We start from the raw sequence: 19857 nt of genomic DNA on the forward strand, positions 1-19857 counted from the left end.
CGACTCCCAGGAAATCCGGACTCAGGAGGATCCATGACCGCCACGGCTTCCGACAGCCGAAATCCGATGACGCGCCGTCACCTGCTGGGGGCGATGCTGACCGCCGGGCTCGGGACCGCCGTGCCGCTGTCCCGCGCGTGGGCGGCTCCGACCGCCCCCGGCCCGGCGCGACTCACCCTGCCGCCGCCCACCGGCCCGCACCAGGTCGGCGTGGTGTCGCTCCGCCTCGTCGACACCTCACGTCCGGACCCCGTGGCCGGCCCGGGACATCGCCGCGAGCTGATGGCCGACGTCTGGTACCCCGCCCGCAGGACGAAGGGCCTGCCGCGCGCGCCCTGGATGACGGAAGGCGCATTACGGGTGTTCCTCACGGACGCCGGCTTCCCCCTCGCCCCCGCCCTCGGCCCCCTCACCGCCGGGCACATGGGTGCCCCCGTACACCGCACGGGCCACCGCCTGCCCGTCGTCCTGTACTCGCACGGCTCCGGCAGCCACCGCAGCGATCACACGATCATGGTCCAGGAACTCGCCGCCCACGGCTTCGTGGTGATCACCGTCGGCCACACCCACGACACCTTCGCCGAGTTCCCCGACGGCCGGGTGGTCACCCCGGACGACGTCCCCATGTACCCGGGGGACTTCGCCGCGGACCTCCGGTTCCTGCTCGACTGCGTGGAGGCACTCGCCGCCGGCCGCAACCCCGACGCCGACGGCAAGCCGCTGCCCCACGGGCTGCTCGGCGCCCTCGACCCGCAGCGCACCGGCGCGTTCGGCTGGTCGAAGGGCGGCACCGCCACCGCGCTCACCATGCTCGCCGACCGGCGCGTACGGGCCGGACTCGGCATCGACGGCCCGATGCAGCCGACGATCACGACTGACCTGGACCGCCCGTTCATGATGCTGACCGCCGACTTCACCCGGGCCGCCGAGCCGGACGTCGCCGAGTTCTGGACGCACCTTCGCGACTGGAGGCTCGACGTCCGCGCCGAGGGCGCCATCCACGGCTCCTACGGCGACAACGCGACGCTGATACCGCAGGCAGGCAAGATCCTCGGCATGTCCGACCAGCAGATCCAGGACTACATCGGCACCCTCGACCCGGTCCGGTCGGTCCGAATCCAACAGGCCTATCCACTCGCCTTCTTCGACCTGCATCTGCGGCACCGCCGAGGACGGCTTCTCGAGGGTCCGAGCACGGCCTTCCCGGAGGTGAGGTTCCTCCCGTAAGGCCGTAAGCCGCGGCACTCAACGGTTGTCAGTGCCCGGGACTAGGGTCGCATGCGCGCGGTCGGCTTCCGGGGGTTGGAGCTGTTGGCTGATGAGTGTGTATGGGTGAGCGTGAGTGTGTCTTAGTGAGTGTGCGGCGTCTGCGGGTTTGTCTGATGGGGTGACTTTTGTGGGCCAGGGTCGTTGATCACGGGACTGGGCCGGGTTGATCTGGTTGGGGGTGGGTGTGGTGCGGGTGTTGGCGGAGTCGATCGTGGTGGCGGGTCCGGCCGGGGTGTCGGTCCGTACCCGTCTGAAGCACCTCACGCCCGGGGACGAGGAAGTGCTACGGCAAGTCGGCGCGCATCTGGGCTCGCTGGCATCGGCGGACCTGAAGCAGCGTTGTGCGGACGGGACGGCACATTCGGCCGAGTCGTGGGCGGTGCATAAGCGGGCGCTGACCGGGAAGTCGTCATCGCGGTGGGCGGGGTCGATCACGAAGGCGTCGCACGATCAGTGGGGGCTGGCCCGGCGCGGGCAGCACGCACACATCCAGAACCTTCAGGCCGGTATCGCGATGATCTCGCAGCGGCTGTCGCTGCCGATCGGCGCGAAGGGCAGCAAACGGGCACCGGGCGGCTACGGCTCCCAGCGGGAGTGGTTCGCCAAGTCACGCCGCCTGCGGGTCCTGCAGGACCGACTCGACGCGCAGCGTGCCGATTACGAGGCGGGGCGGGTACGGGCGGTGCGCGGCGGCAAGGGACGCGCCCGCAACCGCCACCACCTGTCCGAGGCGGAACTGACCCAGGAGCAGTGGCGCCAGGGGTGGGAGGCGGCGCGCTGGTTCCTGTCCGCGGACGGTGAGAGTGGGAAGCGGTTCGGGAACGAGACCATCCGCGTCACACCGGGCGGCGACGTCAGCATCAAACTGCCCGCACCGCTGGCCCATCTGGCCAACAGTCCGCACGGCCGCTACACCCTCACCGGCCCGGTCGCCTTCGCGCACCGGGGCGACGAGTGGGCCGACCGCGTCACATCGGACCGGGCCGTCGCCTACCGCATCACCTTCGACCCGGAACGCGGACGCTGGTACCTGACCGCCGCCTGGACCACTCCGCCCGTGCAGACGGTGCCGCTGGCGGCGGCGGTGGCTGGGGGTGTGGTGGGGGTGGACACCAACGCCGACCACCTTGCCGCCTGGCGCCTCGACCCGCACGGCAACCCCGTCGGCGAACCCCGCCGCTTCGCCTACGACCTCACCGGCCCGGCCACACACCGCGACGCACAAGTCCGTCACGCCCTCACCCGGCTCCTGCACTGGGCCGCCCGGCACCACCTGGCGATCGCGGTCGAGGACCTGGACTTCACCGCCGAAACCACCCGGGAGAAACACGGACGCCGTAAACGCTTCCGGCATCTGATCGCGGGGATGCCGGTCGCCAAGTTGCGGGCGCGGCTGGTGTCCATGGCCGCCGAACTCGGCATCCCCGTCGTCGCGGTCGACCCCGCCTACACCTCACGGTGGGGCGCCCGGCACTGGCAGAAGCCCCTCACCACCAGCAGACGTACACCGACTCGTCACGATGCTGCTGCGGTGGCGATCGGACGACGCGCCCTCGGGCACCGTATCCGGCGACGGACGGCACCGCCCCCGCACGACCGGAGCGATCGTGCGGGGCATCGGACCGCCCAGGCCGGACACGGCACCCCAGGGTGTGAGGAAACCCGCCCCCGGACCCCCGGACCACGGACACGATCCGCCGGCCCGGACCCCGGGCGAAAGCGGGCGACCAGGACACCCAACACCGTTCGGGATGTCCGCAGCGAACAGGAATGGATCCAACACCCACTCCTGCTCACTGAATAGGAACGGTTCCAGCTCTGCAAGGAATGGTTGCATCCCCGGCCTGTCTGGGGGCGGTCCGGACCCAACCGACGACCGGGCTTCGTCGATGGCCAGCGGATGACCTGCCAGCGCCGACCGCGCACCGAGCGTTCCCTGTGTCGGCTCAGGACGACAGCGGCGCGCTGTCGTCCTCCGGTGGCCACGACTCCGGCGGTGGGCCGAATGCCCGGCGGGCGGCCTTCACCGCCATCGCGGCCATGGCGGCGTTGGCGCCGCCGCCGATCACAGCGCCGATGCCGAAGGGCGCGATTCGGCCGAGAACGATGATTCCCTGCTTGGTCCCGTACTTCGTGACGAAGTTCCTTCCCAGGACGCTGTTGATCTGACGCAGTGTCGCGACCGGCACCTTGGCGACTATCTGGCGTCCCCAGTGCTGTCCCGTGCGCTCGGCGACCTTGGTGATGGTGGCGGATCCGCTCCCGCCGAGCATGATCCCCATCACGATCGTCCGGCGGCGCTCGATCTCGTCGATGGGGACTGCGTGGACCTCGGCGATCGAGAGCGCGAACAGGGCGCTCAGCTCAAGGGAGGAGAGGGTCTCGCCGGCCGACAGCGCCAGCGCGACGCCGGTACCGACGCCGGGTGCGGCTGCCGTTCCTCCGACCGCGGCACCCGTGCCGGTCAGCGTGCTGACGTACACCCGCTCCAGGTTGCGGATGACCTGCGCCGGTGTCGCCTCCGCCTTGCGCTGCCTGGCTCGGGTAATGTTCTTGCGCACCAGTGGGGTTTGGGCGTTGATTGCCCTGTCCAGCAGGTCGAGGACACGATTGCCGGAAGGGTCCTCTTCCGGGACCGGTCCGTCGAAAGCGCCTGTTGTCATGCGTTGTTACCCCCCGCGTTGTCACGTCCCGGCCGAGTCTCCCAGTCACACGCGGCGCGGGCATGGGGCCGGATGGGCCAGGCTTCCGGAGGTCGGCGTGCGTCCTTGGTGAGGAGGTCGAGCGTCCGGTGACCGTGCTCCCGTCGCCGCGACCGCCATCACCTCGGCACCGGGCCCGGATCGCCGATCCCGGATTCAGCCGGGAATGGCCCATCCGATCCGTTTCTCCTGACCCTCGGCAGGACCCGCGAGGTCAACGATGTCGTCGCTCGCAATGTCGTGGAGGCGGGTCGACAGCTCCCCCAGTGCGCGGCTCGCGGCCAGCTCGTCGCCGATCTCCGGCACCGGCCGGTCGACCGGATTGCGCCGTGCCACACCCTTGCCCGCCACGTCCGAGGTGTCCTGGGTGCTGAGCACGGCACGCGCGCGGGTCTCGTCGCCTTCCTCCGTGATGTAGATCTGCACGGTCCATCGCTTGGCATCCATCACGGCCTCCTTCCCGCAATCCCCCGGCACCTCCATTCTCCCTCCTGATCAGCACCCGTGCGCAGGTCTCACGGAGCGCTCGGGCAGCGACGGGCCCGGCGGTCCACGGATGAAGCGGTAACACGCCGCCCGAGCCCTGCCCGGGCGGCGCGAAACGTACGCACCTGCAGAAACCCGCGACCGCTAGGCCCCGCGACGCAGCGTGAACCAGAAGGTCGGCACCGGGTTGGTGCCCGGTGTGACGTCGAGCAGCTCCCAGCCGGTGAAGCGGGCGCGGAGCTCGTCGGCCGTAACGCCCGCCGCCCACGACGCGACCTCGGGAACCGGGTTGCCGACCGGCTCCGGACCGTACCCGAACATCAGCAACCGCGCTCCGGGAGCGGCGCGTTCGGTGAGCCCGGCGGCGTAGGCGTCGCGGCGGTGGAGCGGGATCCCGCAGAAGCAGCTCAGGTCGAAGAACAGGTCGAAGGGACCCGGCACGTCCAGCTCGTCGAGGCGGGTGGCGTCGCCGTGCAGCACCCGTACCGCCACTCCCGCCTCCGCGGCCTTCTGCCTGGCCAGATCGACCGCACCGTCGACCAGGTCGACGGCCTCCACCTCCCAGCCGCGCTGTCCGAGGTAGACGGCGTTGGTCCCCGTACCGCAGCCGAGTTCGAGGGCGCGGCCGGGGGACAGCGCGCCGGGACCCTCCACCAGGGCCACCAGCTCGGGCGGCGTCACGCCGGTGTCCCACGGCGGCTTGCCGCTGCGGTAGTAGCGCTCCAGCGCGCGGTGGACGGACTCCTCCTCGCGCTGCTCCGAGGCCGGATCCGGCTGCGGTTTCTGGGCGGTGGCTGGCTGTTCCATGATCTCCTCCAGTTTCTAGAGTTGAACTCTAGTGTCTGACTCTAGAGATATAGTCGCCGCATGGACAAGGTCAAGCGGCCGGACAAACGAGCGGAGCGCTCGCGCCGCACCCGCGAGAAGGTCGTCGAGGCGGCCCGCGAGCTGTTCGTCGCGCAGGGTTACGGGGCGACGAGCCTGCAGGAGGTCGCGGACCGGGCGGGCGTGGCCGTCCAGACGGTGTACTTCGTCTTCCGCAACAAACGCACGCTGTTCAAGGACGTCGTCGACACATCCATCGCCGGGGACACCGAGCCGGTCGCCACCATGGACCGCGAGTGGTTCCGCACCGCGTGCGCCGAGCCCACCGCGGCCGGCCAACTGCGCGCACACGTCCACGGCACCCGCGAGATCCTGGGCCGGGTCGCCCCGATCATGCCGCTGATCGCCGCCGCCGCGGCCACCGACCCCGAGATCGCCGCACAGTGGCCGGACGACCCCGACCCCCGCTACACCGTGCAGCACGCGGCGGCCGAAGCCCTGGTCCGCAAACCCGACACCCGCCCCGGCCTCACCGTCGAGACAGCCGCCGACCTGCTGTTCGGCCTGCTCAGCCCAGAGCTCTATCTGCTCTTCGTCCGCGACCGCGACTGGTCACCGGACACGTGGGAGGAGTGGGCCCGCACCACCTTGACCTCCCAGCTCTGCACCGACCCCGGCTAGACCTCCCGGGCCCACCCGCAACACCACGCCCCTGCCGCGGGTACGCGGCAGGGGGCGCCTGACGCCAAGGCATAAACCAGGGTCAGCAGTTGAGCTGCAGCCCGGGCGCGGGGTCCGGCGGGTTGTAGCCGCCCTTGGTCTCCACATATCCGGCCGGGTTCGAGAAGGTGACCCGGGCGACCGCCGAGGTCTTCCACTCGCCGCTGCGGCACGACGCCGTTTCCGCCACCAGGGTGAACACCTTGTTGTCGCGGGTCTTGTCGTTGATCCTGGTGGCCGTGGAGTCGCCCTTGCGGTTGACGAACACCTGGAGCTCGATCAGCAGGGCCACCTGCTTGCACGTGACCGTCGCCGGTCCCTCGATCCGCCTCGTGCCGGGATTGATCCGCGGGAGTTCGACGTTCAGAGTGCAGATCTCATCGAAACTCACGGGGGCCGCCGGGGCGGCGGGTGTTGCCGGCACGACGATCGCGGCCGCGATCAACGCTGTTCCAAGACCGATACGACCGAGCCGACCTCTCACGATGTCCACAGAACCACCTCTCCAAGGAGCGCCGGCCCGAACCGGCCGCCCACGGGTACGAGGGAAACGGAGGATCGCTTCCGTTGCTGGTTCGGTCACCAGAACCAGCCGGATGCGTCATGCGCAGGGCGAATTTCGGACGACATTCCCCGGCGTGGACCTTGCCCCGAGGCACGGGCGTCGGTTGCCTCCAGGGGCGACCGCCGCGCTCATCCGGGCGACTGATCGGTGAGGACACTGCGCAGTCCTGGGAGGCTGAACCGGGCAGCCAGGAGGCCATGATCGGACGCCGTACGGACGTCCGCGTCGGTGATCACGTCGAAGCCGCGCAGGACGGGAGCCTGGTCAGGGGTGGCGAGCATGAGGTCGATGCGCTGCGGCGGTCCTTGTCCCGTTCGCTTCAGACTGGCTGTCAGGTTCAGGGCCTGGGGCCGGCCCAGCACGGCGGCTGTGTGGTGGGCGAGGTCGGTAAGGTCCCGGCCTGGTACGGCACAGTAGGGGCTGATCTGCAATCACGCTTCGAAGGACCGACTTGACCCATCCACAGACGTCGTTCCGGTTCCCCGGTTCCTGGGCTGTCGCCCGCGCAACGGCCGTACTGGCCGCCGTGGTGCTGCTCAGCACAGCGTGCGGCACGAGCCAAAGCCACGAGCCGGAGTCATCGCCTCGGGCAGCTTCCCCGTCGCCGGCCGCAGCGTCCGCTCCGCCGTCGCCCGGCGAGCGGCCCACTCCAACACGTACGCCGGCATCCTCCCTGAACCCGGTGATCTCCACGATCACACCCGCGCAATGGCAGCGGATGCTGGCCGAAGGAGCATGGCACGACGGCTGCCCCGCCGGTCGGGACGAGTTGCGCCGTGTGACGCTCACCCACTGGGGATTCGACGGCAAGCCACACCGTGGCACCCTCGTCGTCAACGCGGACGTCGCGGACAGCGTGACGCGGATCTTCGCCCGGCTCCTGGCCGAGCGCTTCCCGATCCGGCGTATGAAGCCGATCGAGGAGTATGGCGGGAACGACGACGCCAGCATGCGCGCGGACAACTCCTCTGCCTTCAACTGCCGCCGACCGGGCCAGGCCAACGCACCCTCCGCGCAGTCCCCGCACGCCAACGGGCGGGCCGTCGACCTCAACCCGATGGAAAACCCATGGAAGGATCTGCGGTGCTCCTGCTGGCAGCCGAGCAGTTCCCAGCAGGCGCGCACCCCGGGACCGGGGAAGATCCTTGAAGGCGACGCCGTCTGGCGGGCCTTCCGGGCCGAGGGCTGGATCTGGCAGGACATCAAGACGCCTGACTATCAGCACTTCGACACCGGATTCCCTTCGGTGCCGTTCCCGGGGTCTCAATAATTCTCCGAGAAGCACTGCACATACGGCCGCACAACGTGGGTCCTGTCACCTCCGTGCGGGACACGACCTGCCGAACAACTCGAGGCATCAGCCCCGGAAAAGGAAGGGCATGACGATGCCGATAAGGGCCGGCGCCTCACAGAAGGCGAAGCCGAGGATCACGTTCTGGCGAATGATTCCGATGACTTCGGGCTGCCGGGCCATGGCCTGGACGCCGTTGCCGAATATTATGCCGATGCCGACGCCGGGACCGACGGATGCCAGCCCGTATCCGATGGGTCCGCCGAGGGCGATGAGGTTGCCCAAGACGTTCCCAGCTGCGTTCAACGCCCCTGCTGCCATGCCGTACCCCTTGTCTCCGGATCCACGAAGTCAGGTGGTGCGCGGTCGCGAGGGCTCGCCGACAGGACGCCGCCGGTCCGTTTCGCGGAATTCCCACTGGCGCGGACGGCCGACCCACCCGGGATCCACCCGTCTGCCGCGTTGCCAAGTCGGTGACCTGCGTCTTCGCCCCAGAGGCGGGGCGGGCACGACTGATCGCCGGTGTGCGCGGTGCTGGTGCCTCTGCTTGGCTGAGGACAGATGATCTTCGCCCCGGGAAGGAGTACGCCCCATGCTCATGATGACCGGAAGAATCCGGGCTCTGGCCCACGTGGCCGCTGCGCTCGCGACCGCGCTCCTGCCGATCCCGGTGTCCGCACCGGCCGCAGCCGCGCCGGCCGGGGTGGACGACCGGCCGGGGCATGCACGGACGCGGGCCGCGATGGAGCGGGCGGTGCGCGATGGTGCGCCCGGGGTCCTCGTCACCGTGGTCGACGGCAAAAACCGGTGGACGGGAACGGCCGGCGTCGCGGACCGGGATACGAAGCGCCCGCCCCGTAGCGCCGATCACTTCCGGGTGGGCAGCATCACCAAGACGTTCACCGCGACCCTCGTGCTGCAGCTCGAGGCGGAGGGGCGGCTCAGCATCGACGACACGGTGGAGACCTGGCTCCCGGGCCTGGTCCGCGGCAACGGACATGACGGCCGCCGCATCACCGTACGGCAGCTGCTCAATCACACCAGCGGCGTATACAACTACCTCAACGACCCCGCCCTGCACCAGATCGGCCCCGTCTGGCTCCAGCATCTCCACGAGACCTGGACACCCGGAGAACTCCTGGCCGTCGCGATGTCGAAGCCGCCCGCCGCCGCCCCCGGCGCCAGGTTCGTGTACTCCAACACCAACTACCTGCTGGCCGCACTGATCGTGGAGAGAATCACCGGCAACTCCTACGAACACGAGCTGCACCGGCGCATCATCGCCCCGCTCCGGCTGCGCGAGACCAGCGCCCCGGGCACCCGCGAACTGCTGCCCCAGCCGTCCGGACGGGCCTATTCCACCGCCCAGATCCAGGCGCCCCTCCCCGGGGTCGACGTCACGGAGTTCGATGCCTCGCCTCTGCGCGCAAGCGGCGAACTCATCAGCACGGCCGACGACCTCAACCGCTTCTACGGCGCCTTGCTCGCCGGTCGGCTGCTGCCCCGGGCACAACTGCGGGAGATGACCAGGACCGTCTCCGCCGGCACCGACAATCACGGGCTGGGCCTCTCCCGTATGACCACGTCCTGCGGGATCGAGCTGTGGGGACAGCGCGGGGGCGGCTACGGGTTCGAGGCCCTCACGATCTCCACCCGCGACGCCCGCCACCGGATGACCGTCTACTTCAACACCGACCACTTGGCGCCCGAGGGTGCGTCGGCCCGGGAGGTGACGGACGCGGAGTTCTGCCCGCGGTCGTGACGTGGGATCGGCTCCGGCAGCGCTGTGTGCGTGGCCTGGCAGTGCGGGTTCACAGCTCGGCGAGGGCCCTTTCGGCACGGTCGAGCGACGCCTCGACGTCTGCGGTCAGCTGGTTCTCGATGGTCCAGGGGAGGTACTGAACCGGGATCTGCAGGGCGGCCCATCGATAACCGAGCTCGGCCGCGTCGGTATCCAGGGAGCGTCCGGCAGCCTCTTCCCAGCTCCGGCGGTATACGGCGAATCCGTCGGAGTCCCGGGGCACAAGGTTGGCCAGGTCAAGCATGGCGGGGCCGACCCGGCAGCTGCCCCAGTCGATCAGCCGGGCGTGTCGGCCTTCGACGAGTACGTTGCCGGGGTGGACGTCACCGTGCAGCAGCGTGGGGATCAGGCGGGAGAGGGTGCGTCTCACGGCAGGGTGATCGGCAACCCGGCTGATCAGCGAACTCGCCCACGTGACGGTGCCCACGGAGTGGTCACCTCGTCGACCGTCGATCTGCGGCAGGACCCAGCCGAGGCACAGCCGGCGCCACCATTGCAGATCCACGCGCGGTATGCCTTCCGGCACGTCCGCCGCACCGTGGAAGCGTGCGTGCAGGCGGGCCAGCGAGTCGAAGAGGTTCGCCGGCAACAGGGCACCCCGGTTCGGCGGTGCACCGGGCAGAAAGAGGGTGATGATCCATGTCCCCTCCGCGCCCTCACCGCAGGCGATCAGCTCCGGGACAGCGGTTGCCGCAGGCCGGATCGCCTGCGCTGCCGCCAGCCCGACGGCCTCGTGCGGGGAGGCGCGTTTACGCACCACCTGGACGTCCCGGCCACCGGCCAGGTGCAATGTGATCAGCTCCACCAGGTCGGAGACCGTGCCGCCGGACATGGGGTGTACGGCGCAACGTTCAACACGCTCCCCCGTCGTCCGGGCAACCCACGCCAGTAAGGCTGGTGGCAGGGCGAGTTCTGTCACGGTGCATCCCCCTTGTCCGGGCAGCGCGTCCTGTGCGAGATTTCCGCTCTTCAGCTCCGAGACCGCGAAGTGCCCAAAGCCCGTACAGAGCCAGCAGCGGTTTACCGACCGCCCACTCGCCGGGACGGTAGTCATCCGCTCGCACGAGCCTCTCAGCAAGATCCGGACGCTGCCTCCACAGATACGCGCGGGCCTTGAGCGCGTGAGCGGGCTGGGAGACGAACTTGATGCGGTCGGCATCCTCGAGCAGCGGGATCACGTTCCTGACGTTCTCCCACGTCGTCGTGCTCCGGTCCTCGAGAAGCACCGGGCCCTCGAAACCCGGCACCGACTTCGCGTAGTCGGCCATCAGCCGGGCTTCCGTTACGCGGCCGCCGGCCGCACCACCGCTGAAGATCACGAGAGTGCCTCGCGGACCGGCTGCGGCGGCGGAGCGGATTCCGGCACGGACGCGCCAGCGGTTGATGAAGTTCGCCGTCGATTGCGGGTTCCGATATCCCAGTACGACCACGGCTTCCGACCCGCCCTCGCGGTGTCCCACGAGAGCTCGAGACCATCGCCAGTTCAGCCACTCGCCCCAGGCCAGAATCGCAGCCCCAGCTGTCACCAGTCCCGTCAATCGCCGCATTCGGTAACTCTAAATGATTAATTCCGAGGAATGCCTGCGGAAGGTGGAGGTGGGCGGTCAGGCGTCGGGGTCCACTTCGGGGTGCGTGAACCGCAGGGGCTTGCCCAACGAGCGGGCGTAGGCGATTTCGGCTCGGGTGCTGTCTCCGATGTAGTCACCGACCATGAGCACCTCATCGGCGAGTCGGATCTTCGCCCGGTGCAGATCGTCGAGTCGGGCCTTCAGCGCCTCGGCCTCCGCGGGGTTGGACCAGAGCTCGTGCGGTGACTTCATGTCACAGCCCGGTTTGACGACGATCTTTCCGTCTTTGGTCTCCCGCAGATCGGCCTCGTTCATCTCGGCCATGAAGCGGGTGGAGCCGCATATCACGATGATTCGCGGGAGGCTCAACAGCTTCTTCACGTCGGCAAGCTTTTCCTCGGGGGTGAGCTGTTGCGGGTATGACACTGATTCCTCCTGGCCGTGCGATCGAAAAGGCGCCTGCGTCAGCGCTGCTGCGGACGACAGCCGTCGAACACGACCCCCAGCGTCCGGTCCCGCAATCCCGGTTCCCACTGGTTGCGCTCCGCCGCCAGACACGCCGCTCCCAGCAGGGCCAGCAACTCGGGCAGACGCAGGTCCTCTCGTACCGCACCGGCTTGCTGAGCGCGGATCAGAAGCGCCTCGACGGCCGACCGCACGGCGGCGCCGGCCTCGGACATACCCGCCTTGACGTCGACTCCGGCGTCGGCGAGGACATCGGCCATGGCCTTCATCCGGCTTGCGTTGTCGACGATTTCGGCGAAGAAACCGAAGAACGCGGCACCTGCGTCCTCCGTCTCGAGCAGGGCCACCGAGCGTTCGGCCAGGCGCTCCATCCGGTCGACGAGGATCGCCTCGTAGAGCACCTCCCTGGTGGGGAAGTGCCGGTAGATCGTGCCGAGGCCGCCTCCAGCACGCGTACCCGGTTGCGCCGGGCATCCGCACGCAGCGGCTTGGCCTCCTCGGTCATGGCTTCCCCTGACCGGTGTCCTGACCGGGCGATACGCGCGCAAACGCCGCCCCTGACCGGTCGTCGCGAATCGGACGACTGGTGAATTCCCCGTCACACCTCGCCCGGGCCTGGGGCAATGAACTGCGCACCGAGCGCAACCTGGACATCGCCAGCGAGGTCGCCGAGATCGCGGCACTCCTGGGCTCGACCGCGACCGCCGTGGCGATCGCCTGGGTGCTGCGGCGGCCCGGCGTCACCTCGGTGATCCTCGGCCCCCGCACCCTCGACCAGCTCACCGAGAACCTGGCGGGCGTCGACCTGGACCTTCCCTCCGACGCGGCAGAGCGACTCGACGCCGTCTCCGCCCAACTCCGCTGAGGCCGGCACCCGTCCCCCGAAGGACTTTGGACGACCGCAAGGAAGATCCTCCGGGAACTGATATCCAGGAACAGCAAATCGAACGAGAGCCACGGGCCGGCGGCCGCTCCACGAGCGCCGCCGGTCGGGCACACCGGCACGGAAGGGATTCGGCGTATGGACGGCATCTTCGGGGAGTTCATCGAGGAGATCGTGGAAGAGACGGCCGAGGAGATCGGCGGCGAGGTCGCCGAAGACATCGTCGAGGACGTCATCGAGGGCCTCTTCGACTGACAGACCACCAACCACGGGGTGCGGCACCGCAATCCAACGGCCGCCGCACCCCGTGGGCGTTGGCCACCGGACGTCTGGCGACGCGCGTAGATCTCGTGCATACTCCTGCTGCGCGACCACCCCCACCAGCAGGTCCAGCAGGAGGACATCCATGCGACTGCGTGCCCGTGCCGCCCTCAGCACACTCACCCTCGCCGCCACCACGCTCTTCGCCCCCGGCGTCGGCCTGACAGCCTCCACCGACGCCTTCGCGGTCACCAAACTCACCCACGCCCAGGCCACCGCGATGTTCCGCGCCGCGGGCATCACCTGGTCCTCCTCCGGAGGCTGTTCCAACCGCAACGTCTCGACGTGCACGTCGTTCGACGGACTCAACCAGGCCACCGCCCAGGGCGCCGTCACCCTCAAGTCGGCCAGCGGCTGCGCCCTCAACATCACCGGCGGCACCGAGACCGGGCACGCGAGCGGCACGTACTCGCACTGGAACGGGTACAAGCTCGACTACAGCAAGAACACCTGCGTCAACAACTACGTCCACAACGCCTTCACCTACATCGGCCTGCGCGGGGACGGCTACCCCCAGTGGCAGGCCGCCTCCGGCAACCTCTACGCCGACGAGGGCAACCACTGGGACGCCACGTACTACTCCTGCGGCTGCTGAGAACCCGCCGGGGACGGATGTGCTGTCCCCGGCGCCGAGCGGGATCGGATCGCGGGGTGTCGGCCCGACACCCCGGATGCGGCCGTCCTGCTCAGCGAGCGGGGAGCTGGGCTGCTCGACGGCGCCGGTCTCGGCTCGCCGGCAAATGGCGGCATCCCCGGCTCCCCGGCGAGTGCCGCGACGACACTCGCCGCGCGAGCGCCCGGCCGGCCTTCGGCGCCGAATGCGCTGGCCGCGAGGCTGCCGACTGTCCCCGCGATACGGTGCTGCCATGTCTGTCGAAGCCGGATCCACCCCGTCCCCCGTCACCGCGGACGACGTCGCCCTTGCCGTGCGGCTCGCCGTGGATGTCCTTCGGGACGCGCCCCCGGACGGGTGGGACGGTAAGGCCGGTTCGCTGGAGTGGGACTGCTGGGAGACCGTCGAGCACCTCGCCAACGACCTGCTGTACTACGCGGTGCAGCTCGGGCCGCAGAGCCCGCCGCTGGACACCCACGTGCCGTTCGCACTGCAGCAGAGGCGGCCGGAGGGCCCCGCGTACTTCGCCCTCGCGGAGCGTGACGCGGGGCCGGCCGGTCTGGTGCAGGTGCTGGAGGCGTGCGGCGCTCTGCTGGTCGCCATGGTGCGTACGACCCCGCCCCAGGTCCGCGCCCACCACGGCTCCGGGGTATCGGACCCCGAGGGCTTCGCGGCGATGGGGGTGGTCGAGACGCTCGTACACATCAACGACGTGGCCGAAGGCTTCGGGCTCGGCTGGACCCCGCCCTCCGCTCTCTGCTCGCGGGCACTCGACCGCCTGTTCCCGGAGGCCCCGGGCGACGCGGATCCCTGGCGGACCCTGCTGTGGGCCACCGGCCGAGCCGAGCTGCCGGGGCACCCTCGGCTCACCGCGTGGCGCTGGGTCAGCGCGCCGCGGTCGTAGTGGTGCCGGGCTGCCGCGCTGGTCGGTTCTGCGGTCATCGGGCCCCTCGCCGTCATATGCCCGAGTAGAGCCGCCGGTGCCACCATGGATACGGGCTTCCGCTCCAGTCGTGCCAGTGGCTCGGGTCGGGGTCGGGGAGCGTTCTGCGGCGGAATTGTGTGTCCAGGCCGGTGAGCAGGCGCCGGAATTCGGTGCGTGCCGGGGGCGGGAGGAGTCCCGTGAGGTACTCCAGTGCGTCCCGGACCACTGCGATGTCGTCGTACTGGCATCCGGGGCAGGACGGGCACTCCGAGGCCGTCAGCATGAGGTTCGGGGCGGGCTGCCGGAGGAATTGTCGGTAGCTGTGGAGCCATTGCGCGGTGCATCCGGGTCGGACTTCGTGGAATCCGTGATCGTGTTTCAGTTCCACGATGTGGACGGCGGCGCTCGCCCCGCGTGACAGACGGTCTATCGGGGGCATTTCGCGAGCCCAGTCGGAGGGGCGCTGTTCCCGTGCGGCGCGGATCGCGCTCGGACGCTTACGCGGCACGGGCCTTTCTGGTCGTCGTCATGGGGCTCATCCTGTCATTGGGGTCACCGGTCCGCCAGCGTGTTCTCAGGTCCGTTCGCGGTAGCTCGCGAGGCAGTCGTCCGTCCACGCGGTGTGGCGGCGGCGGAGCTCGGCCGTGGTCAGGTCGGTGCGGCCGAGGTCGTGGTAGTTGGGGAGCCAGGTCTCCACGGAGCGGTGTGAGTTGGTCAGGGCGAACAGGTCCCACAGGGCCATGGAGGGCACCGGCATGCCGGAGGCTTCCTCGTACGCGGACAGGAAGGCCTCGGCCGCGAAAGGACCGTGCAGCAGGACCAGGTCGAGACGGCACCAGCTCACATCGAAGCCGCGTGGGGCCAGTGATGCTCCTGACCAGTCGACGATTCCGGTGAGTTGGTCGTCCTGCCACAGGACGTTTCCGGACCAGAAGTCGTAGTGGGTCAGGACGCGCGGTTCTTCGGCGAGCAGGGGGCCGTGGGTGGCCATGATCGCCGCGGCGGGGGCGTCGGTATCGGAGCGGGTTGCGGCTTCCATGCCGTCGCGCAGTCCGGTGAGCGGGACCGCGTGGATACGGGCCAGGGCGCGGCCCAGCTGGGCGGCTGCCGTCTCGGGGGACGCCGGCGTGATGTCCGCGCGGCCGGGGAGCCGGGTGATCAGGGTCGCCGGTTCGCCGAAGCGTTCCGCGTCGGGGTCGGCGTCCAGGAGCCGCGGTGCCCAGCCGTCCAGCCCGTCGACGTCAGTACGCGGGCTTCCCGCGCGGCGGCGCGGTCGCCGGGCGGGTAACGGCGCAGGACCATCTCCCCCGCCGGGTCGGCGGTTTCCAGCAGGTGGGTGGCGGCGTGCGTACCGCCGGCCAGTCGCCGTACGGTGCGCGCGGAGGCGTGGGGGCCGGCGATCGCGGCCGCCCAGGTGAGGGCGGCGGCGGGCGGTCGGGGGTTGATCACGGGGGTGAGTCTGCACGCTCGTGGGCCTACGGGGCCATAGGTTTGTGTCCCCCCGACGGCGTCAGACCAGTCTGGCGAGGGCGTCCGCGGAAGGACTACCCGGTGCCGCCTGATAGACGGTGATCACTTGCTGCTCAGCCCCTCCGACCGTGAGTGCCTGGCGTCGCAGGGCGAGTTCTCCGACGACCGGATGCGCGAACCGTTTGAGTCCGTCGCGGGAGGGGCGGGCGTCGTGGCGGGCCCATAGGGTGCGGAAGTCGTCGTTCGCCTCCAGTTCCGCGACGAGCCGTGCGGTTCGGGGGTCGTGCGGGTCGGCCTCGGCGCGCAGGGCCGCGGTGGTCTGGGCGGCGATCCGGGGCCAGTCCGGGAACAGGCCGCGGGTCGCGGGGTCCAGGAACATGTCCCGGGCCAGGTTGTGTCCGGGCTCGTACAGCGGGGCGAGTGCCCGGGCCCACTTGTTCGCGGCCAGTACGTCGAACCGCCGGTTGCGTACGTACGCCGGGGTGCCGGCCCAGCCGTCGAGCAGCTGGTGCAGGTCCGGGGTTCCGGGCCTCAGTCGGGCGCCAGGTCGGTGAGCGCGGACTCCCCGGAGTTGCGGGGGGTCTGGGTGCGGTAGGAGTGGCCGAGTTCCGGGCCGAGTCCGAAGTAGTGGCGGAAGTTGTAGATGAGGGGGCTCCAGGCGGCGGGGTCGATGTGGTCGGTGCCCGGGACGACGATCCGGGAGTCGGCGTGCACCTTGCACACGACGGCCTCGACGATGACGAAGTCTCCGCGGACGTCTGGCTGCACACGCTCGGCGCGGGCCTCCAATTGGATCGGGCAGCCGGACACGCGAGGCGGCCGGACCAGATCGGAGGACTCGCCGGTCATGCCCGCGGCGGCGAACTTGTCCGGCTCGAAGCGGCAGCCCTCGGCCTTGCCGGAGGGCACCGGATTGCGCCCGGTCAGCGGCGCCAGCCGCTCCACCGCCGGCCACTGGGCGGGGGCCGGCAGGCTCAGCACCAGGTCGGGGCGGCTGCCGAGGTTGTACGCGGTCTGCCCCTCACGGCCCAGCCCGATCACGACCGTACGGCCGAGGGCCCATGCGGAAGATATGGGGGCAAGGTTGTACGAGCCGTCCTGATTTTCCGTCGACAGGAGAACCACCGGCGTCCCGAAGTACAGGATGCTCGGTTCGATCTCCAGGTGGGTGGTGACTGTCTGTGCGGGCAGCGTGCCGGGAGGTGCGGTGTTCATGGTCGGCAGACTAGAGTCCGGTCACTTCGGCGACGGCCGAAGTGTTACGCGGGAAGATGGACCCCATGAAGACGCAGCGCACGCATGTCGCCGGTCCGGACCTGGCCTCGGTGGCGAAGCTTCTGGCCGACGGCACACGGGCGGGCTTCTGTCTGGCCCTCCTCGACGGCCGGGCCTGGACGGCGACGGAACTGGCACGTCATGCGGGGGTGGCGCCCTCGACCGCGACCGAACACCTGCACGCGCTCGTCGGCGGACACCTGCTGGCCGAGGAACGCCAGGGCCGCCACCGCTACGTACGCCTGGCCGGCCCGCACGTGGCCGAGCTGATCGAGAGCCTCGCCGCGATAGCACCCCAGCGCACCCCGGCACCCCGTTCCCTGTCGGCGTCCGGCCGCCGACAGGCCCTCGCCCATGCCCGTACCTGCTACGACCACCTCGCCGGGACCGTCGGGGTCGCCGTCACCGACGCCATGCTCGAGCGAAAGCTGCTGGACCTGGAGCACGGCATCGGACTCACCGGCACGGGAGCGGCCTGGCTCGGGGAGCTCGGCGTCACCGTGCCGACCGGCACGCGCCGCCCGTCGGTACGGTCGTGCCTGGACTGGACGGAGCGGCGCCCCCATCTGGCCGGCGCTGTCGGTGCCGCCCTGTGCCGGCACGCGTTCGACGCGGGCTGGATCACTCCCGTCGGTACGACGCGCGCGGTCGTGGTCACGCCCGTCGGCCGGGAGGCGCTCCGCCGTCATCTCGGGTTGTCCGATGAGGTCCTTTCGCGGAAATAAGCAGTTCCGGTCAGGCGCGGTTGGTGGACGTCGTGGTCGCCTGTTCGGCGGAGGTCGCGGAGCGCCGCCGCTTCGGGTGGTTGAAAGATGCATAGAACCGGGTCATGAGATCTGTGATCAGGCCAGGAACCATGCGTCCGGCCGCACTCGTACGTACCCTCCTGCTCACCCTGGCGGCCGTGTGCGGCCTCGCCGGGGCGAGCGCGTCGTCGGCCGCCGCGCAGGAGCCCGTTGGACCCGCCGTGTCGTGGGGATACAACAGGTCGGGATCGCTGGGGGACGGCACAACCGATCAGCGCAGCCTACCGGGCAATGTGGATTTACCGCCGGGTGTGACGATCACGCAGTTCGCCTCCGGTGACTCCCACAGCCTGGCGCTGACCACCGACGGCCGTGTTCTGGCCTGGGGCTGGAACTACTACGGGCAGGTGGGCGACGACACCACCATCAACCGCAGTACCCCGGTCGAGGTGGACATGCAGGGTGCCACCATCACCGAGGTCGCCGCCGGCCAGGAATTCAGCCTGGCGCTGACCTCCGATCACCGTGTCCTGGCCTGGGGCTGGAACGGGCACGGCCAGCTGGGCGACGGCACGTACATCAACCGCCACACCCCGGTCGAGGTACACGTACCGGCGGACGTCACCGTCACCCACATCGACGCCGGCGCCTGGCACGCCATGGCACTGACCTCGGACGGCGGAGCCCTGGTCTGGGGCATGAACTGGTACGGGCAGTTGGGCGACGACACCGGCTACGACCAGCGCACTCCCGTCAGGGTCGTCCTCCCCCAGGGTGTCACCCTCACCGACATCGACGGCGGCGAGATGCACAGCCTGGCGCTGACCTCCGACGGCCGCATCCTGGCCTGGGGACGCAACGAGAACGGAGAGGTGGGTGACGGCAGCAACGAACCGGTCCACTACGTTCCGGTCTGGGTGACACTGCCGGGGAACGCCACCGCCGCCGCGATCTCCTCCGGTTACCAGCACAGTCTGGTTCTGACCTCCGACCATCACCTCCTGGCCTGGGGGAACAACCGCTACGGCCAGCTGGGCGACGGCACCACGATCAACCGCCACACGCCCATCGAGGTGCCGCTCCCCGAAGGGGCCGTTCCCACCCACATCTCCGCCGGCTTCTACTACAACCTGGTTCCCCTCTCCGACGGTCGCGTCCTGTCCTGGGGCGACAACCGCTACGGCCAGCTCGGCAACGGCACCACCACCGACCGCCACACCCCCGGCGAGGTGGCCGTACCCGCCGGCTTCACCCTCACCCACGTCACCGCCGGCGGCGGCCACAGCCTCGCGCTCACCCAGCGGATCACCTCCGCCACCAGCCTCACCGCCGACCCGGAGCAGGCGGGGCAGGGCGAGCCGGTGACGCTGACGGCGTCGGTCGTCTGCGGCAGCGGCACCCCGACCGGTGACGTCACCTTCACCGACGGCGAGACCGACCTCGGCACCGTCGCCCTCGACGGGAACGGCACCGCCGTCCTGACGGTCGACTCCCTCCCGGCCGGGGAACACACCATCACCGCACACTACAGCGGCAACGGCAACTGCCCGCCGTCGGACTCCGAAACGGTCACGGTCACCGTCACGGAAGCACGCGGCCGTATCACCGTCGAGAAGACCGACGAGGCCAACGGGGAGCCGCTGCCCGGCGCGGTCTTCCAGCTCTGGCGCGAGACCAACGGCATCAACGGCCTCCAGCGCACGGGCGAGGGCCCGGACACCCCGATCGGCAGCGCCTGCGCCACCGACGGCGAGGGCATCTGCACCTTCGACGAGCTGGACCTCGGCACGTACTACCTCCAGGAGACCGCCGTCCCCGAGGGCTACCGACTGCCCCGGCCCCCGGTCTCCGGGCCCTACACCCTCACCGCGGACAACGCCGGTGTGACGGCCGAGATCGCCAACCCCCGCGAGGAACCCGGAAAGAAGTAAC

The 19857-nt window shown here is 70.0% G+C and carries 23 protein-coding genes and 1 pseudogene; 10 read left to right on the forward strand and 14 right to left on the reverse strand.

Features of this window, described 5'->3' with window-relative positions:
• The first annotated feature begins 33 nt into the window (after window positions 1–33).
• Both SRB5_RS00495 and SRB5_RS00500 read left to right on the forward strand, forming a co-directional pair.
• Window positions 34–1227 (forward strand): alpha/beta hydrolase family protein, encoded by a 1194-nt coding sequence (locus tag SRB5_RS00495; RefSeq protein WP_153449383.1) that lies wholly within the window; start codon window positions 34–36, stop codon window positions 1225–1227.
• A 235-nt stretch (window positions 1228–1462) separates the two neighbouring features.
• A complete protein-coding gene (locus tag SRB5_RS00500) occupies window positions 1463–3073 on the forward strand; it encodes an IS200/IS605 family accessory protein TnpB-related protein (protein WP_407703866.1) in 1611 nt (536 codons plus the stop codon).
• Between the two features lie 142 nt (window positions 3074–3215).
• Here SRB5_RS00500 and SRB5_RS00505 read toward each other — a convergent pair whose 3' ends face one another.
• From SRB5_RS00505 to SRB5_RS00515, 3 genes are all read right to left on the reverse strand, one after another.
• The gene (locus tag SRB5_RS00505; RefSeq protein WP_153449384.1) at window positions 3216–3932 is read right to left on the reverse strand and encodes a hypothetical protein; all 717 of its coding nucleotides are present in this window, start codon (window positions 3930–3932) and stop codon (window positions 3216–3218) included.
• 195 nt (window positions 3933–4127) lie between these two features.
• Complete coding sequence (locus SRB5_RS00510; protein ID WP_153449385.1) at window positions 4128–4418, reverse strand: DUF1876 domain-containing protein; 291 nt, start codon at window positions 4416–4418, stop codon at window positions 4128–4130.
• Window positions 4419–4601: 183 nt separating this feature from the next.
• Window positions 4602–5264 carry a class I SAM-dependent methyltransferase gene (locus SRB5_RS00515; RefSeq protein WP_153449386.1) on the reverse strand — a complete coding sequence of 221 codons (663 nt, stop codon included), beginning with the start codon at window positions 5262–5264 and terminating at the stop codon, window positions 4602–4604.
• A gap of 60 nt (window positions 5265–5324) precedes the next feature.
• On the opposite strand from SRB5_RS00515, the gene SRB5_RS00520 reads away from it, so the two are divergent.
• On the forward strand, window positions 5325–5963 hold the full coding sequence (locus SRB5_RS00520) for a TetR/AcrR family transcriptional regulator (RefSeq protein ID WP_153449387.1): 639 nt from the start codon (window positions 5325–5327) through the stop codon (window positions 5961–5963).
• 82 nt (window positions 5964–6045) lie between these two features.
• Here the strand turns inward: SRB5_RS00520 and SRB5_RS00525 are convergent, their stop codons facing one another.
• Entirely contained in the window at window positions 6046–6393 is a 348-nt protein-coding gene (locus SRB5_RS00525; RefSeq protein WP_153449388.1) for a hypothetical protein, read from the reverse strand.
• Between the two features lie 302 nt (window positions 6394–6695).
• Complete coding sequence (locus SRB5_RS00530; RefSeq protein WP_153449389.1) at window positions 6696–6848, reverse strand: hypothetical protein; 153 nt, start codon at window positions 6846–6848, stop codon at window positions 6696–6698.
• Window positions 6849–7249: 401 nt separating this feature from the next.
• On the opposite strand from SRB5_RS00530, the gene SRB5_RS00535 reads away from it, so the two are divergent.
• Complete coding sequence (locus tag SRB5_RS00535; RefSeq protein WP_323376679.1) at window positions 7250–7837, forward strand: M15 family metallopeptidase; 588 nt, start codon at window positions 7250–7252, stop codon at window positions 7835–7837.
• An 87-nt stretch (window positions 7838–7924) separates the two neighbouring features.
• On the opposite strand, the gene atpE is transcribed toward SRB5_RS00535, so the two are convergent.
• The gene (atpE, locus tag SRB5_RS00540) at window positions 7925–8179 is read right to left on the reverse strand and encodes an ATP synthase F0 subunit C (RefSeq protein WP_153449390.1); all 255 of its coding nucleotides are present in this window, start codon (window positions 8177–8179) and stop codon (window positions 7925–7927) included.
• A 271-nt stretch (window positions 8180–8450) separates the two neighbouring features.
• Here atpE and SRB5_RS00545 point away from each other — a divergent pair, with 271 nt between their 5' ends.
• Entirely contained in the window at window positions 8451–9620 is a 1170-nt protein-coding gene (locus SRB5_RS00545) for a serine hydrolase domain-containing protein (protein WP_228389667.1), read from the forward strand.
• Between the two features lie 49 nt (window positions 9621–9669).
• On the opposite strand, the gene SRB5_RS00550 is transcribed toward SRB5_RS00545, so the two are convergent.
• The 4 genes and pseudogenes from SRB5_RS00550 to SRB5_RS00565 form a co-directional block, all read right to left on the reverse strand.
• The gene (locus SRB5_RS00550; RefSeq protein ID WP_194292791.1) at window positions 9670–10491 is read right to left on the reverse strand and encodes a phosphotransferase family protein; all 822 of its coding nucleotides are present in this window, start codon (window positions 10489–10491) and stop codon (window positions 9670–9672) included.
• A 127-nt stretch (window positions 10492–10618) separates the two neighbouring features.
• Window positions 10619–11206, reverse strand: a pseudogene (locus tag SRB5_RS00555) (YdcF family protein); the annotation flags it as partial.
• A 57-nt stretch (window positions 11207–11263) separates the two neighbouring features.
• Window positions 11264–11653, reverse strand: coding sequence for a hypothetical protein (locus SRB5_RS00560; RefSeq protein ID WP_323376681.1), 390 nt, complete (start codon window positions 11651–11653; stop codon window positions 11264–11266).
• Window positions 11654–11691: 38 nt separating this feature from the next.
• Window positions 11692–12093 carry an SbtR family transcriptional regulator gene (locus tag SRB5_RS00565; protein ID WP_228389668.1) on the reverse strand — a complete coding sequence of 134 codons (402 nt, stop codon included), beginning with the start codon at window positions 12091–12093 and terminating at the stop codon, window positions 11692–11694.
• A gap of 185 nt (window positions 12094–12278) precedes the next feature.
• Between SRB5_RS00565 and SRB5_RS00570 the strand changes: the two genes are divergently transcribed.
• The 3 genes from SRB5_RS00570 to SRB5_RS00580 all read left to right on the forward strand — a co-directional run bounded on the left by SRB5_RS00570 (window position 12279) and on the right by SRB5_RS00580 (window position 14413).
• A complete protein-coding gene (locus SRB5_RS00570) occupies window positions 12279–12557 on the forward strand; it encodes an aldo/keto reductase (RefSeq protein WP_323376683.1) in 279 nt (92 codons plus the stop codon).
• Window positions 12558–12981: 424 nt separating this feature from the next.
• Window positions 12982–13491, forward strand: coding sequence for a hypothetical protein (locus SRB5_RS00575; protein ID WP_153449394.1), 510 nt, complete (start codon window positions 12982–12984; stop codon window positions 13489–13491).
• Between the two features lie 271 nt (window positions 13492–13762).
• Window positions 13763–14413, forward strand: coding sequence for a maleylpyruvate isomerase N-terminal domain-containing protein (locus SRB5_RS00580; protein WP_153449395.1), 651 nt, complete (start codon window positions 13763–13765; stop codon window positions 14411–14413).
• Between the two features lie 595 nt (window positions 14414–15008).
• On the opposite strand, the gene SRB5_RS00585 is transcribed toward SRB5_RS00580, so the two are convergent.
• The 4 genes from SRB5_RS00585 to SRB5_RS00595 all read right to left on the reverse strand — a co-directional run bounded on the left by SRB5_RS00585 (window position 15009) and on the right by SRB5_RS00595 (window position 17119).
• Window positions 15009–15665, reverse strand: a complete 657-nt coding sequence (locus SRB5_RS00585; RefSeq protein ID WP_228389711.1) for a phosphotransferase family protein — start codon at window positions 15663–15665, stop codon at window positions 15009–15011.
• Complete coding sequence (locus SRB5_RS36130) at window positions 15593–15883, reverse strand: hypothetical protein (RefSeq protein ID WP_228389771.1); 291 nt, start codon at window positions 15881–15883, stop codon at window positions 15593–15595. Before SRB5_RS36130 ends, SRB5_RS00585 begins: the two co-directional genes overlap by 73 nt.
• A 61-nt stretch (window positions 15884–15944) precedes the next feature.
• Window positions 15945–16439: an MmyB family transcriptional regulator gene (locus SRB5_RS00590; RefSeq protein ID WP_228389712.1), complete on the reverse strand. Its 495-nt coding sequence runs from the start codon at window positions 16437–16439 to the stop codon at window positions 15945–15947.
• Window positions 16436–17119 (reverse strand): flavin reductase family protein, encoded by a 684-nt coding sequence (locus tag SRB5_RS00595; RefSeq protein WP_153449396.1) that lies wholly within the window; start codon window positions 17117–17119, stop codon window positions 16436–16438. Before SRB5_RS00595 ends, SRB5_RS00590 begins: the two co-directional genes overlap by 4 nt.
• Before the next feature lie 65 nt (window positions 17120–17184).
• Here SRB5_RS00595 and SRB5_RS00600 point away from each other — a divergent pair, with 65 nt between their 5' ends.
• Window positions 17185–17904, forward strand: a complete 720-nt coding sequence (locus tag SRB5_RS00600; RefSeq protein ID WP_153449397.1) for an ArsR/SmtB family transcription factor — start codon at window positions 17185–17187, stop codon at window positions 17902–17904.
• 131 nt (window positions 17905–18035) lie between these two features.
• The gene (locus SRB5_RS00605) at window positions 18036–19856 is read left to right on the forward strand and encodes an RCC1 domain-containing protein (protein WP_228389713.1); all 1821 of its coding nucleotides are present in this window, start codon (window positions 18036–18038) and stop codon (window positions 19854–19856) included.
• The last annotated feature ends 1 nt before the right edge of the window (window position 19857 follow it).

Origin of the sequence: Streptomyces smaragdinus, assembly GCF_009604385.1 — a bacterium.
GTDB classification, from domain to species: domain Bacteria; phylum Actinomycetota; class Actinomycetes; order Streptomycetales; family Streptomycetaceae; genus Streptomyces; species Streptomyces smaragdinus.